We start from the raw sequence: 12919 nt of genomic DNA on the forward strand, positions 1-12919 counted from the left end.
TGTGCACACATCGTTCTGGTTGGAGACTTTTTCCGATTGCGCCCTCCAGCTAAAATCGCACTGGTGTACTAATGCGCTGCCTCGCGCACGATTTTTGCCGCTGTTTGCGCATCCACGCGCAAAAATGAACAAAGTGCCTCATCCGGCGCATCCTGGCCAAAAAGCAAATAGAACTCTTCTATCGCTTTACGGTGCGCATCTTTACTGGTATGGCCGCAAACCTGGCAGTGCCACATGCCATTATTAAAATCCATTTCGAAACGGCGGCACACCGGGCACCCGACCCCCGTATACCATTCGCTTTGGTCAACCGGCCACGGAAAGATCTCCGACTTTTCGTGGCATTCCAGCAAATGCTTGTGCCATTTTTTAAAATGCTTGCTGTCTAGGACCGGCTGGCTGTATGTGTCCTGCATCTTGATAACTTTATAAACAGCCTGGCTTGCCGGGCAGATCTTCAATTCATCTGCTGAATTGGCAACAGGCATTTTCAGCTCGGCCTCCTCATGGCAAAGGACAAGCAAATACTCCAGCGGCAATTCGGGCAAATGCCGCATACGGGCCCATGTACATAAGATTTCTCTTTGTTTTTGCAGGCGCGCAAACGGTTCCGGCCAGCCTTTTTCCTTCCCGCCTTTTTGCTGGATAAGCTGGGAAAAAGCCGGATCCGGAAAAATCACGCCGGATAAATGGGTGTAGCCTATAATCAAAACAAAATTCCGTGTGAGAATTAACCCGTCCAGGCATGTATTTGCAATGGGCAGTGCATGGTAAACATGGAATTGGTCAGACGGAAGAATCTCCAAAAAACGGTCTGCCCGCTTCTCCCTTTTATATTTCACCCTCCACTTTTTTACATCCCCCGCAATCTGCCCATACAGCGGATGCCTTTTGGGCAGCCTCCCCAGCAACGCCTCTCCCGCTCGGATTTGCGCGGGATATTCCCGCTGTTTTACAATCACGTCCAACTTCCCCTTTTTCATGATTTTTTTTATTTTATTCGCTGCGTGGGAGGAAATATGTTAAAATTAAGAATATTATAGTGGGAGGTGCTGTTTGTGCGTCTGTATCTTGATCTGTTTGAAAATGACCAGCCTGTTCGTTCCTGATGCGGGGGACGAACAGCCGCTTCGAAACCCCCGTCTGGCTGTTAGATAAAAAATAAAGACGGAGGTTGATGACTGTGAAAAACAAATGGGCAGGTGCACTTTGCCTCGCACTTGCATCCGGCATCTGGGGCGGGATGTATGTGGTCAGTAAATATGTCTTAAACTTCGTACCGCCGCTTACGCTTTTATGGCTGCGGTATATGATCGGTTTTGCCGCACTGTACGCGATATTGCATGCCGGCAGAAAGAAAAAGGAAAAGGTAAGCCTTACAAAAAAAGACTGGCTGCTGCTCGCCTGGATCGGGTTTATCGGCTATTTTGCATCCGTTGCCATGCAGTTTATCGGGACGCAAAAAGCGGACGCCCATACCGGCGCGATCATTACATCCGCTTCTCCGGTTTTTATCGTGATATTCGCGCGCTTCATTTTAAAAGAAAAATTGACCGCGCGCAAAATACTGGCGCTGATTACCGCATCCGCGGGCGTTGTCATCGTGATCGGCTGGGACATTCACGTGCAAACCTACTTTTGGGGCAGCCTGATTCTGGCTGGAGCGATGATTACATGGGCACTTCTGTCCGTTTATGTAAAAGTGGCTTCCTGGAAAATGGATTCGTTAACCATTACAACATATGCCATTTTGTTCGGGCTGCTGTTTACAACGCCTTTTGCCGCCCGCGAAGCCATGATGGCCTGGCCTGTATCATCGGGCGGTTTTTGGGGGATGGCAGGTATTTTGTATCTCGGCGTCATCTCTACAGCCGGCGCTTTCTTTCTGTGGAACAAAGGGCTTGAAATGGTAGAAGCCGGCAGCGGGTCACTGTTTATGTTTTTGCAGCCTGTCACTGGCTCTTTTCTCGGTTGGCTTTTGCTCCATGAAAGCCTGAACGGCCGCTTCTTTCTCGGCGGCGCCCTGATTCTGGCCGCGATTGCCATTTCGTTGCTCCCGGAAAGGATGCGCCTCGTACGTCGGATGGAAGCGTCAAAAAATATATCGGATTAAAATAGCATCAAGGCAAGGCCTGTCGCACCGGTCTTGCTTTTTTGTTTCTTTTTTTGCGAATTTGCAGGAATTTTTGCCGCTTTTATCGAAAAGGGAATAAAAAGGTTCCGGGAGGCAGAACAATGGATCGGTACAGTTGCTTGGCATATCTTTTGTTTCAAACGGATGATAACACGGTAAAAGAAGCGGCAATCCGCCTCGTACAGGGCAGCCTTACGCTCAAAGAGGCAAAAAACGACAGCACGCTCAAGCCGTATCTGGAAGACTGTGAAAAACGGCTGAACATACAGCCGCCGGATGCCGAGCAGGTTTATGCATTTATGGAAAATTATATATACGCCGTATAAAAAGCATCTGGCAGGGCAAACCGGGGAACTTCTAAATGGCAGTCCCCGCTTAGGCTCCGCAAGCGGAAGTGTGCCGCCGCAAACGTATGCCCTGCCTCGCGTAGTGATTTTGCAAATTTTGAGGTTCGTCCGCGGTTATAGGCACTCTCCATGCCAAATCGCATACCCCAGTTTATGAGCAGCAAGTCTGTTAATTAAATGGACTACCGCTGTCATACGTTTTTTTGATCGCAAACCCGCCAGCTAAAATGTTCGCCACATGCAATGAAGAAAATCCGCTCTCCCCCTGCCTTACAACACCGTAATCCGGTTTCTGCCCTGACCCTTCGACTTGTATAGCCCTTCGTCCACCCGCCTTACAATGGTTTCTGCTGTATCCCCCGGTGTATATGCAGTCACACCGAAACTTGCGGACAGCTTTCCCGCATGCCCAAATGAATGGCGGCTAATGCTTGCTTTCAAATATTCCGCCAGTTCCTCTGCCTGGGGCAATTCATCCTTTGTAATGATGATGAATTCTTCACCGCCCCAGCGTCCGATGTAATCATTCGCTGAAATCACCCGGGAGGAAAGACGGACAAATTCCTTCAGCACCTCATCTCCTGTCTGGTGCCCGAACTGGTCATTCACCTGTTTAAAATAGTCGATATCGAAAAAAATCACGGAAAATGATGTGCCGGTTTTGTCCGCGTGTTTAACCGCAGCATCCAGCCATGCCTGCACCTGGCGCCGGTTGGCAATCCCGGTCAACATGTCCGAATAAGCCTTTTTCTTTTCCTCTTCCAATTCTCTAAATACTTTTAAGAGATAATGAGAAATGCAAAAGATGGCGATATAGACGAGATTGGCAAGGTAAAAGATCAGCATGGATATTTTATAGTCAAAGGAAAAATGGCGGAACCGCGGCATTCCGATCAGAAGCGTAGTCACGAACAAAGCGAGCGAATAAATGATCCCGTTCCGCTTTTTCAACGTGATAAAAATATAGAGAAATAGAAGTGGGCTCCAAATGATCGAAATTCCGATGGCTCCCTCTTTTCCCGGAACCATGTATTGAAAAACACAGTCCATCACGATGGCAAGATAATAAACCGTGAGGATCACGAGATTCACATAGTCAAACAAGCGGAAATAACGCTTGAAAACCATGCAGATGAGAAACAGAGCGTTCCAGGCAATCAGGATCCGCGTCGTGGCGAGATAAAATAAAGCTGTACGGGTGCCTGTGTGAGGGACCAAATTGTAAATCGCAAGGGCAGCGATCAAAAGCAGGCTGATCCAAAGATAAAGGATTCTTTTAAAATCTTCCAATGTCTCGATTTTCCTGCCCATTTCCGCCCCGCCTTTCTGATCAATCTCCGGGGAACTTGCAAACGAAAACAAAGGCCAAACTTCGGCTTTTCACTGCGCATTAGCAACTGGCTGGCATGGTTAGAAAACCGGTAGCCCCTGTAGTTTTGCGTCTCCATTTTTCAATGGATTTGCCCCTTTGATATAGGTCTTTTATCCTATTATACTGTATTTCTGTCCAAAAGAAACCATCAGTCAAAGGATAAGAAAGGGCAATTCGGTTAAAATTTGCCGTCTGCAGCTGCCGGAAACGTTTATGGCGGTTCCGCCAACGCCCCCGCCTCATCGCTGAAGAAGGGGCATGGATGCGGCATGCTTTCCGCTGTTTTACGCCGAAATGGCACGCGCTGTCCTGTGCTTTTCAGCGGCCTTGCGTTTTGCCGGATCTGTTTCCGGCATGTTAATTTACGAACCGCTCTGTTTTTCCGAGCTTTTCCCAGTATTCGTTACGCAGGCGGACTTTCTGGATTTTCCCGGATGCCGTTTTCGGCAGTTCCTCCACAAATGTCACACCCGTCACGGCTTTGAAATGGGCAAGCCTTTCCCTTGAAAAACGGATGATATCTTCTTCAGTGGCGGCCGCATCTGCCTTCAGGACGACAAATGCATGCGGGGTCTCTCCCCATTTTTCATGCGGAACCGCAATCACCGCCGCTTCAAGGATATCCGGATGTTCATACAGCACCCCTTCCACTTCAATAGAGGATATATTCTCACCGCCGCTGATAATAATGTCTTTTTTACGGTCGACGATATCGATATAGCCGTATTCATCAACGGTCGCCATATCCCCTGTATAGAGCCGCCCGTTCCGGATCGTTTTCATCGTTTCTTCCGGGTTTTTCCAGTATCCGTGCATAACGCCATGCCCTCTTACCGTGACCTCGCCGATTTCTTTTCCGTCATGGGCCACTTCTTCGTCGTTTTCCCGTAAAACCCGGACATCACTGCCGATCATCGGAAACCCGGCTTTCGCCCGCAACCGCAATTGTTTATCATGATCCAGCCCGCCAAGCTGCGAACGGATGACAGACACAAGGGTGAGCGGTGTGGACTCCGTCATGCCGTACACCTGGATGAATTCCCAGCCAAGCTCTTTTTCCACCCGTTCTACAAATGCAGGCGGCGGCGCAGCTCCGGCGATGACAACACGCACATCCTGTTCAATGGCGGGATGGTGTTCCGCATTGTACTGCAACAGGCTGTTCAGCACAGTCGGCGCCATATGCACCACCGTTACATGATGCCTGATGATTTCCGTGAAAATGGCTTCCGCCGACGGTTTGCGGAGGCATACATGGGCCGCCCCGTTTGCTGTATAGTAAAACGGCGAACCCCATCCGTTTACATGGAACATCGGGAGCACATGCAGATAGACATCGCGGTCCGTAACGCGCAAATGGTGCATCGCGCTTAATGCATGCAAATAATTATTGCGGTGGGTAAGCATCACGCCCTTAGGATTTCCGGTCGTCCCGCTCGTATAAAGCAGGCTGCACACATCGTTTTCATCGAGGCCGGCACGCGGGAACGGATCCGGCGGAAATCTGTCCAGCCAGCGGTCATAATCAATTTCAGCACAGTCATCCTCTTTATAGTGGATAATAATTTGCTCCACCGTTTCAAGCTCATCCTTTACCGGCTCGATCAAATGGTACATCTCCTGGTCCACAAACAATACTTTCGATCCGCTGTGATTTAAAATAAACCGGTAGTCTTCCGGGGTCAGCCGGATATTCAGCGGCACCATCACCGCCCCCAGCTGGAAAATCCCGTAAAAGCCTTCCAGCATTTCCACTGTATTCGGCGCGAGATAGGCCACCCGATCCCCTTTTTCAATGCCAAGATTTTTTAACCCGTACGACAGCCGGTTCACCCTTCCGTTCAGCTCCCGGTATGTAAACGCCCGGTCCCCGCAATACACCGCTGTTTTCCCGCCGTACAAAAGCACCGCGCGATCCAGAAATTCCGTCAACACCAATGGCACGTTCATGGACTCCCCTCCCATTTTCATTTTCTCCCTGTTTCCCCTTGCTGTTTAAAAACCAGCACTGTTGTATAACAATATTATAAAATTTTTTGAACGCGTTTTCAATCATCATATTTATTTGTTTTTTTATAACATCGGATGATCTTATTTTCACATCTTTTACCTTGGTTTCCGCTTACATTTTTAATATAATGAGAGTGTAGAAAGAAAAAAATTTTAGGAGGCAGTACATGTTATGAAAATTCCTGTAAAATCCGTTACATCGCCGAAAAAGTTTATCGTAGGGAACGGCCTGCTTGCCAATTTATATGCGTACATAAAAGATTTGGGCGACAATGCCTATGTGATTTGTGACGAATTCATCCTCGGCCGCGCAAAAGAAGAAGCCGGAAAATCTGTCCGGGAAGGCGGCGGGAAAGCAACTTTCGAACAGTTCAATTATCAAACCACCCAGGAAGAAGTAGACCGTAACCGCCGGCTTGCACGTGAAGCAGGCGCCAATGTCATTGTCGGCATCGGCGGCGGAAAAACGCTTGATACCGCAAAAGCAACCGCTTATTATGAAAAACTTCCGGTTGTCATTTTTCCGACGATTGCCTCCACTGACGCACCGTGCACGGCCCTTGCCGTTCTTTACAAAGAAGACGGCGCTTTTGACCGTTACTTGTTCCTGCCGAGCAATCCGGATGTCGTGCTCGCAGACACGGAAATTTTAGCTGCAGCACCGGTCCGCTTTTTCGCCGCCGGGATCGGGGACGCGCTTGCCACTTATTTTGAAGCGCGCGCCTGCTACGCGGCAAACGGCGACAACCTTGTTTTAATGAAGCCATCCCTCACCGGCCTGGCCATTGCCCGCACTTGCTACGAAACGATTCTCGAAAACGGCGTAAAAGCAGTGGAAGCCGTGAAAAACAAAGTGCCAACCCGGGCGGTGCAGGATACCATTGAAGCGACCATCTATTTGAGCGGTGTCGGTGCGGAATCCGGCGGTCTTGCCGCAGCACACGCCATCCATAACGGCATGACAGCTGTCCCTGCCCTCCATCGTGCACAGCACGGCGAAAAAGTGACATTTGGCCTGCTCGCACAGCTCGTTCTTGAAAATGCACCGAAAGAAGAGCTTGAAACGGTAATCCGCTTTATCAAAGCAGTTGGCCTGCCGCTGACACTGAAGGACCTCGGCGTTGAAGAATTTGTAGAAGCCGAATGGCGGAAAGTGGCGGAAGATGCCTGTGCCGAGGATGACACAATGGGCAACGAACCATTCCCGGTTACGCCTGAAGATGTGTACAATGCCATTGTTGCCGCCAATGCCATTGCCGAAAAGTACCATGATTAAATCAAAGCAGCATATGTGAATCCATCACAAAAACGACGGGAAAACACGATCGTGTATCCCGCCGTTTTTGTCTATATCATATGAACTTAAGTTAGGACTTGCCGAACAAATCCAATTCTGCGTTTGTGCCCAATTTGTTAGTAATCTCTAGAAAAATTCATCTTTGAAAATGCGATTCTGTCTTCTCTATATATTGAATCCGCTATCAAGCTTTATTCACATAGAGTACGTCTACGTTAAGGAAGCACGGAAAATTGAAGGTCTTTCTTCACATAGAACGCGTCTACGTTAAGATAGCACGAAAAAAGACGACCTTCCTTCACATAGGGCGCGTCTACGTTAAGATAGCATGAAAAATTGACGGCCTTTCTTAACATAGAGCCCATCTACGTTAAGATAGCACGGAAAATCGAAGACCTTCCTTGACATAGGGCGCGTCTATGTTAAGAAAGCGTGGAAAAATGAAGGTCTTTCTTCACTAGGGCGCGTTTCAAGTGCAAACTTTTTTCTGCATTTTTTATAAAACCCTTACATTAAATTTATGCCAAAGCTGTCAGCATCCTTGCCAAATCTAGGAATTTTGCTTATTCAGGAAGCCCTAATTATATATCATGCATTTTCCGGCGCGTACCCGGGGCCCCTTTCCATTTCAAAAGCAGGTCTGAAGCGACACGTAGATTATTGCGGATCCGATAAGACACCAGTCCCAGCTACTTGCTGGTAATCTTCCACCGTTTTCCAGCCCTTGCAGACGTCCACCCATTTTTCGGCCTTCCCGTATGTATACAATTCTTCGCAGGTCAATTCAATTGCCGAGTTGCCGCTCCCGCATGCCGGAAATACGGTCGTGAACCGTTTGAGTGAGACGTCCATATAGACCGGCAAATCTTTTTTCAAACCGAACGGGCAGACGCCGCCGACAGCATGGCCGGTATGCTCAAGCGTTTCTTCCGGTGACAGCATCCGCGCTTTCCCGCCGAATGTATGCCGGAATTTTTTATTGTCGATTTTCGCATCTCCCGCGGTGACAACAAGAAGGGCTTCTTCCTCACCGGTACCCCTGAACGCAAGCGTTTTTGCAATCCGTTCCGGTTCCGTGTCCAGCGCCTCAGCCGCAAGTTCAACCGTCGCGCTTGATGACGGCAGGACGCGCACATCTTCTTCCCGGTCCCACTGCTTAAAATAAGCTTTGACATCTTCCAATGACATATGGCGACACTCCTTTTTGTGAAAATTTTTAACCCCATTGTAACGGAAGCCATTCCGAGTTGCAAACGGACTGGAAAATGGGTTTGCCAAGTTTTTCGCCGGGCACACCGGCTGATTTCCCAAAGCTTCAGCTTCATTCGTCTTTCAACGGGTATTCCCCTGTATGCGGCTGTGAAAGAAAGACAAGATTTCCTGCTGCTTTTCAGGCTGGCGGTATGATTCTCCAAGCAGCTTCTCCAGCCACTCGCTTTTTTCCGATGCAGAAAACTGCGGCTGCTTCAGAAGCTGGCGGCACTCATATAAAAAATCCACATATTGGGCGTAGGTTGTATCATAATGTTCGGATAATTCATTTGCAATTTTGGAAGCCAGTTTTGGGCTTGCCCCGGCTGTAGAAACACTGATGGAAAGCCTGCCCTTTTGGAAAAACGCCGGAAAAGCAAGGTTGCCGTTTCCCGCATGGCCGGCATCGTTCACGAGGGCTTTGGCCGGGGCATGGGCAACAATCCGGCTGTTTGTCTCCGGATCATTTGTCGCTGCAACAACCACATCGGCCTGCCGGATGTCTTCCGGTTCAAACGTTTTCTGTTTCCAAATGAATGCGCGTTGTTGAGCCATAGCCTGCAATTCATCGTTCAGGTGCGGGCTCACGACGGTAACGCATACCCCCGCTTCCTGCAAAAGCCGGAATCTGCGTGCCGCAACTTTTCCACCGCCGATAACAACAGCCTGCTTCCCGTCTAAATCGACCATAACCGGTACCCAAACCATTCCTGATCTCCTTTCCAGTTTATCCATTGCAAAAAGCCCGCCGTTCTCCCTGCTTGGCATGCTCCCATTCCAGCGTTTCCTGGAAAGCCGGAATCGGGCAAGTGCCGGCACGCGTAATAGAAAACACCGGGCCGCGGGCATTTTTCAGACTGCATCGGGCCCAAAAAAGTGCCGGTACGCGCAATGAATGCTGCACCCAGGCATCTTTTAAACTGCATCGCCCCAAAAAGTCCGGGGTGCACAATAAAAAACACCGCAGGCTTGACTGGGTAAAAATCCCGTGATCTCAAATAAAATCCTCTGCGCCCAACGCTTCTTTTGCCCGAACGGCCAATGCATCCGCCATATCCGGATGGCAGCCGAGATACCGTGCTAGCCGGATATCATATCCTTCCCGATGCAGCATGCCCACTTTCTTTTCCAGCGACCGGACGAGCACGCCGGTAAACCAAAGATAAGGGGCCACAACTACCGGGCGCCCGGTTGCGGTCAGCTCCTTCAGCGCATCATCAAAACGGGGCTCAAGCACCGCCAAATAAGCCGTTTTGATCTGCTCTGTCCCCAATTGCGCGCACAACCCGGCAGCAATTTTTGCAAAATCGCACAGTGTTTCCGGGTTGCGGCTGCCGCGTCCAACAAGCAGAATCCAGGCACCCGGAGGCATGCCGGTTTCCAAAATATTTTCTGCCAAAATTTCGATGATCCGGTCCCCGACACCGAGCGGGCGGCCGTACGTAAACACAATATGCGGATAACGCTGTTTCGCTTCCCGGATCGCGCGCGGGATATCCTCATAATAATGCCCGGCACTCAGCAGCAATACCGGCACAACAGCAATGCGCCCTGCGCCGCCCCGGACAAGTGCATCAATCCCTGCCGCAATATCCGGTTCCGCAATTTCCAGATAGCAAATTTCCTGGAGATCCGCATCCACCTGTGCCATTGCTTGCCGGATCGTCGCTGCTGCTTCCCGGGCGGTTTCGGGCACACGGCTGCCATGGCTGACATATAAAACGCCTTGCTTCATACCCGCTCACCCGGTACAGGCCGAAGCAGCGGAAAGCTGTTCAAACCATTTTAACTCTTCGCGCAGTTTTACCACTTCTCCGATGATCAAAAGTGATGGGTTGCGCAGCCCAGCCGCCTTTTTACTTAAATTTCCAAGCGTGCCGACCGCGGTTTCCTGTTTTTCAGTCGTGCCCCAGCGGATTAGTGCAGCCGGCATGTCCGGTGATTTGCCGTGCTTTATCAGTTGCGCACAGATGAGTGGCAGATTTTTCACGCCCATATAAATGCAAAGTGTATCAATTCCCGCATATTTGGACCAATACGCATCAAGATCTTCGCCTTTTTTCGTGACGCCCGCGATAAAAGCAACGGATGTACTGAGCCCGCGGTGGGTGAGCGGAATGCCGGCATAGGCGGGCACAGCGGAACCGGCTGTAATTCCCGGCACGATTTCAAACGGAATATGTTTTTGCACCAGGACTTCCGCTTCCTCCCCGCCTCTACCGAATATAAACGGATCACCGCCCTTTAAACGGACAACCGTTTTTCCTTGGTTAGCAAATTTCACAAGCAGGTGGTTGATCATATCCTGCGTCATCGTATGGGCATCCGGTTTTTTCCCGCAGTAGACAAGTTCTGCATCCGGCCTTGCCTCTTTTAACAGGTCCGGATTCACCAGCCGGTCATATAAAATGACATCCGCTTCCCGGATCAGGCGCAATCCTTTCACTGTAATCAGCTCCGGATCGCCGGGTCCTGCCCCGACTAAATATACTTTTCTCATTTCTTCACCTGCTTTAAACTTAATCGGACTCGTTGTTTTGGTTGATGCGAGCACTTGAACAATCCTAGTCTGGATTGGCTACAAGCGGGCACCTGAAAAAGCTGGCTGCTTTTGCCGCTAGAGCTTGCTGAACGGGTCCAATTCTGCGTTTGTACCCAATTTATCAGCAAGCTCCATCTCAAAATATAAAAGAATCCATCTTCGAAAATGCGATTTTATCTTCTCTATACGCTGAATCAGCTTCCAAGTGCAATTTTTTCCCTGGTTTTTTCATAAAACCGATTTGTATATAAATTTTTGCCGCATCCTTACCAAATCTAGGAATTTTGTAAAATGAACGAAATCTTGTCATGCAGACTGATGCTTACTCTTATTACCTATGTCATTTTATATAGCAGCCTTATTTTTTCTGAACCGTATGCAGCCCGCATTCGGTTTTATTAAAGCCCGCCCATCTTCCCGCTCTTGAGTCGCTGTTTCCGACAGCACGTGTGCACGGGAAGCAGCCGATGCTCGGATATCCCTGGTCGTGCAATTCGTTATATGGAAGATTGTTAGACCGGATATAGTTCCAAACATCATCCCATGTCCAATGAATCAGCGGGCAAATTTTAATCGAATGGAACCTTTCATCTTTATTGACAAAATTCGTTTTTGCCCTTGTCGGCGATTGCTCCCGCCGTAAGCCGGATATCCAGGCCACAGCTCCCTGCAGCGTTTCTTCAAGCGGCTTGATTTTCCGGATATAGCAGCATTGGTCCGGATCCCTTTTCCAAAGGGCAGATCCGTATTGCGCCGCCTGTTCATCAAGCGTAAGCGACGGTTTTTTCATTTGTATATTTAAAGCCGGATATTTCTTTTTCACTTTTTCAATCAATTCGTAAGTCTGCGGAAAGTGCAGGTCGGTATCCAAAAATACGATATCCGCATCTTCTCTGACTTTCGAAATGAGATCAATCAGCACCATTCCTTCTGCGCCGAAACTGCACGCATATACCACTGATTTGCCGTACGTGCCATATGCCCACTGCAAAATTTCCAATGCGCCCTTCGTTTCATCTTCCGGCACGAACGCTGCGAACGGATCCGACGTAAACTGTTCATATGTGAGCCGCGTTTGCTCCACTCTATTCCCTTCTTTCGCATTCGATTACTAAGGATTAAACGACAAAAATCTTCTTACCCTGAAGTAAGAAGATATCCATTCCCGGGAAATCTTCTTATCTTTCAGGCCACCACCTGCAGGAATTGGCACAGTGCCCGTTTCCGGACCTGCTGCCGAGGCTTCACAGGGCCCTTCCCTCCACCTCTCTTGATAAGAAAATAACAACATATAAGCTTGAAGTTTATTGTATACCTTCTTATGCTATTCGTCAACGAAAAATTCTGATAAAGAAAATCAGGCCCATTTTCATGAAAGATGTTTATATGTCCGTTTTTGATCCTCATTGAACGGAAAAAGTTTCCAACCAACCCTTCATTTTTTGGCTAGCTTCCTTGGGCTTTTCTTCAAAATTTTGCTTCTGTACCAGATTGGTCATTCATCTTTAAACTTGCGGATGTCCTCAGTCGTACCAGGCTCAAATCTGCGCTCCATCCCACCCGGATTTCTGCAGCATCTTTTTAAAAAGGAACAACAGCTACCTTTTACCATAGAGGTCTTTCCTTATTATCAAACGAATAAACATAAGGCATCGTAAGAATCAAACAAACCCAAAGAATGACGATTAGTGTTATGAATGCAATTTTTGGAATGCTCAATATCATCAGTCCAAATGATACGAAAAGGCAAAGTAGAGAAAGATAACCAACTTTATTTCGAAACTTCAAACTTGGATATAACTTGGCTGTACAATTTGGACATTCCATGGTTTGGTCAAACTTCCATAGTCTCTTAAAAATATAAATCCACTTAAATTGATGGTTACAATTCAAACATTTTGGCAGGCTCATTAAATTTCACCTTCCTTTTCATTGATTCTAACATAAAATTCAATTTCTTTTTTAT

The 12919-nt window shown here is 48.5% G+C and carries 12 protein-coding genes and 2 riboswitches; of the genes, 3 read left to right on the forward strand and 9 right to left on the reverse strand.

The window, feature by feature from the left end:
- Positions 1–68: 68 nt before the first annotated feature.
- Complete coding sequence (locus ABR335_RS15745; protein WP_340703271.1) at positions 69–962, reverse strand: NERD domain-containing protein; 894 nt, start codon at positions 960–962, stop codon at positions 69–71.
- A 221-nt stretch (positions 963–1183) separates the two neighbouring features.
- Here ABR335_RS15745 and ABR335_RS15750 point away from each other — a divergent pair, with 221 nt between their 5' ends.
- Both ABR335_RS15750 and ABR335_RS15755 read left to right on the forward strand, forming a co-directional pair.
- The gene (locus tag ABR335_RS15750; RefSeq protein ID WP_017550701.1) at positions 1184–2113 is read left to right on the forward strand and encodes a DMT family transporter; all 930 of its coding nucleotides are present in this window, start codon (positions 1184–1186) and stop codon (positions 2111–2113) included.
- A gap of 122 nt (positions 2114–2235) precedes the next feature.
- The gene (locus ABR335_RS15755) at positions 2236–2460 is read left to right on the forward strand and encodes a hypothetical protein (RefSeq protein WP_014096346.1); all 225 of its coding nucleotides are present in this window, start codon (positions 2236–2238) and stop codon (positions 2458–2460) included.
- A gap of 291 nt (positions 2461–2751) precedes the next feature.
- Here ABR335_RS15755 and ABR335_RS15760 read toward each other — a convergent pair whose 3' ends face one another.
- Together ABR335_RS15760 and ABR335_RS15765 are read right to left on the reverse strand one after the other, a co-directional pair.
- A complete protein-coding gene (locus tag ABR335_RS15760; protein WP_026104534.1) occupies positions 2752–3792 on the reverse strand; it encodes a GGDEF domain-containing protein in 1041 nt (346 codons plus the stop codon).
- 78 nt (positions 3793–3870) lie between these two features.
- Positions 3871–3956: riboswitch (cyclic di-GMP riboswitch) on the reverse strand.
- A gap of 254 nt (positions 3957–4210) precedes the next feature.
- The gene (locus ABR335_RS15765; protein ID WP_350346380.1) at positions 4211–5803 is read right to left on the reverse strand and encodes a long-chain-fatty-acid--CoA ligase; all 1593 of its coding nucleotides are present in this window, start codon (positions 5801–5803) and stop codon (positions 4211–4213) included.
- 232 nt (positions 5804–6035) lie between these two features.
- On the opposite strand from ABR335_RS15765, the gene ABR335_RS15770 reads away from it, so the two are divergent.
- Complete coding sequence (locus ABR335_RS15770) at positions 6036–7139, forward strand: glycerol dehydrogenase (RefSeq protein ID WP_061565028.1); 1104 nt, start codon at positions 6036–6038, stop codon at positions 7137–7139.
- A gap of 678 nt (positions 7140–7817) precedes the next feature.
- Here ABR335_RS15770 and ABR335_RS15775 read toward each other — a convergent pair.
- The 6 genes from ABR335_RS15775 to ABR335_RS15800 all read right to left on the reverse strand — a co-directional run bounded on the left by ABR335_RS15775 (position 7818) and on the right by ABR335_RS15800 (position 12864).
- Entirely contained in the window at positions 7818–8348 is a 531-nt protein-coding gene (locus ABR335_RS15775) for a YbaK/EbsC family protein (RefSeq protein WP_017550706.1), read from the reverse strand.
- A 144-nt stretch (positions 8349–8492) separates the two neighbouring features.
- Positions 8493–9146, reverse strand: a complete 654-nt coding sequence (locus tag ABR335_RS15780; protein WP_350346381.1) for an NAD(P)-binding protein — start codon at positions 9144–9146, stop codon at positions 8493–8495.
- A 259-nt stretch (positions 9147–9405) separates the two neighbouring features.
- Complete coding sequence (locus tag ABR335_RS15785) at positions 9406–10146, reverse strand: sirohydrochlorin chelatase (RefSeq protein ID WP_350346382.1); 741 nt, start codon at positions 10144–10146, stop codon at positions 9406–9408.
- Between the two features lie 6 nt (positions 10147–10152).
- A complete protein-coding gene (cobA, locus tag ABR335_RS15790) occupies positions 10153–10911 on the reverse strand; it encodes a uroporphyrinogen-III C-methyltransferase (protein WP_046721602.1) in 759 nt (252 codons plus the stop codon).
- 400 nt (positions 10912–11311) lie between these two features.
- On the reverse strand, positions 11312–12037 hold the full coding sequence (locus ABR335_RS15795; protein ID WP_017550712.1) for a phosphoadenylyl-sulfate reductase: 726 nt from the start codon (positions 12035–12037) through the stop codon (positions 11312–11314).
- 91 nt (positions 12038–12128) lie between these two features.
- Positions 12129–12233, reverse strand: a riboswitch (SAM riboswitch).
- Positions 12234–12558: 325 nt separating this feature from the next.
- Positions 12559–12864: a TIGR04104 family putative zinc finger protein gene (locus ABR335_RS15800; RefSeq protein ID WP_035190342.1), complete on the reverse strand. Its 306-nt coding sequence runs from the start codon at positions 12862–12864 to the stop codon at positions 12559–12561.
- Positions 12865–12919: the final 55 nt, after the last annotated feature.

Source organism: Heyndrickxia faecalis (assembly GCF_040267745.1).
GTDB classification, from domain to species: domain Bacteria; phylum Bacillota; class Bacilli; order Bacillales; family Bacillaceae_C; genus Weizmannia; species Weizmannia faecalis.

Excerpts from the sequence above, each read along its gene's own strand:
- ABR335_RS15755 (WP_014096346.1), top strand. The coding sequence starts at position 2,236 with ATGGATCGGTACAGTTGCTTGGCATATCTTTTGTTTCAAACGGATGAT.
- ABR335_RS15760 (WP_026104534.1), bottom strand. The coding sequence starts at position 3,792 with ATGGGCAGGAAAATCGAGACATTGGAAGATTTTAAAAGAATCCTTTAT.
- ABR335_RS15765 (WP_350346380.1), bottom strand. The coding sequence starts at position 5,803 with ATGAACGTGCCATTGGTGTTGACGGAATTTCTGGATCGCGCGGTGCTT.
- ABR335_RS15770 (WP_061565028.1), top strand. The coding sequence starts at position 6,036 with ATGAAAATTCCTGTAAAATCCGTTACATCGCCGAAAAAGTTTATCGTA.
- ABR335_RS15775 (WP_017550706.1), bottom strand. The coding sequence starts at position 8,348 with ATGTCATTGGAAGATGTCAAAGCTTATTTTAAGCAGTGGGACCGGGAA.
- ABR335_RS15780 (WP_350346381.1), bottom strand. The coding sequence starts at position 9,146 with ATGGATAAACTGGAAAGGAGATCAGGAATGGTTTGGGTACCGGTTATG.
- ABR335_RS15785 (WP_350346382.1), bottom strand. The coding sequence starts at position 10,146 with ATGAAGCAAGGCGTTTTATATGTCAGCCATGGCAGCCGTGTGCCCGAA.
- cobA (WP_046721602.1), bottom strand. The coding sequence starts at position 10,911 with ATGAGAAAAGTATATTTAGTCGGGGCAGGACCCGGCGATCCGGAGCTG.
- ABR335_RS15800 (WP_035190342.1), bottom strand. The coding sequence starts at position 12,864 with ATGAGCCTGCCAAAATGTTTGAATTGTAACCATCAATTTAAGTGGATT.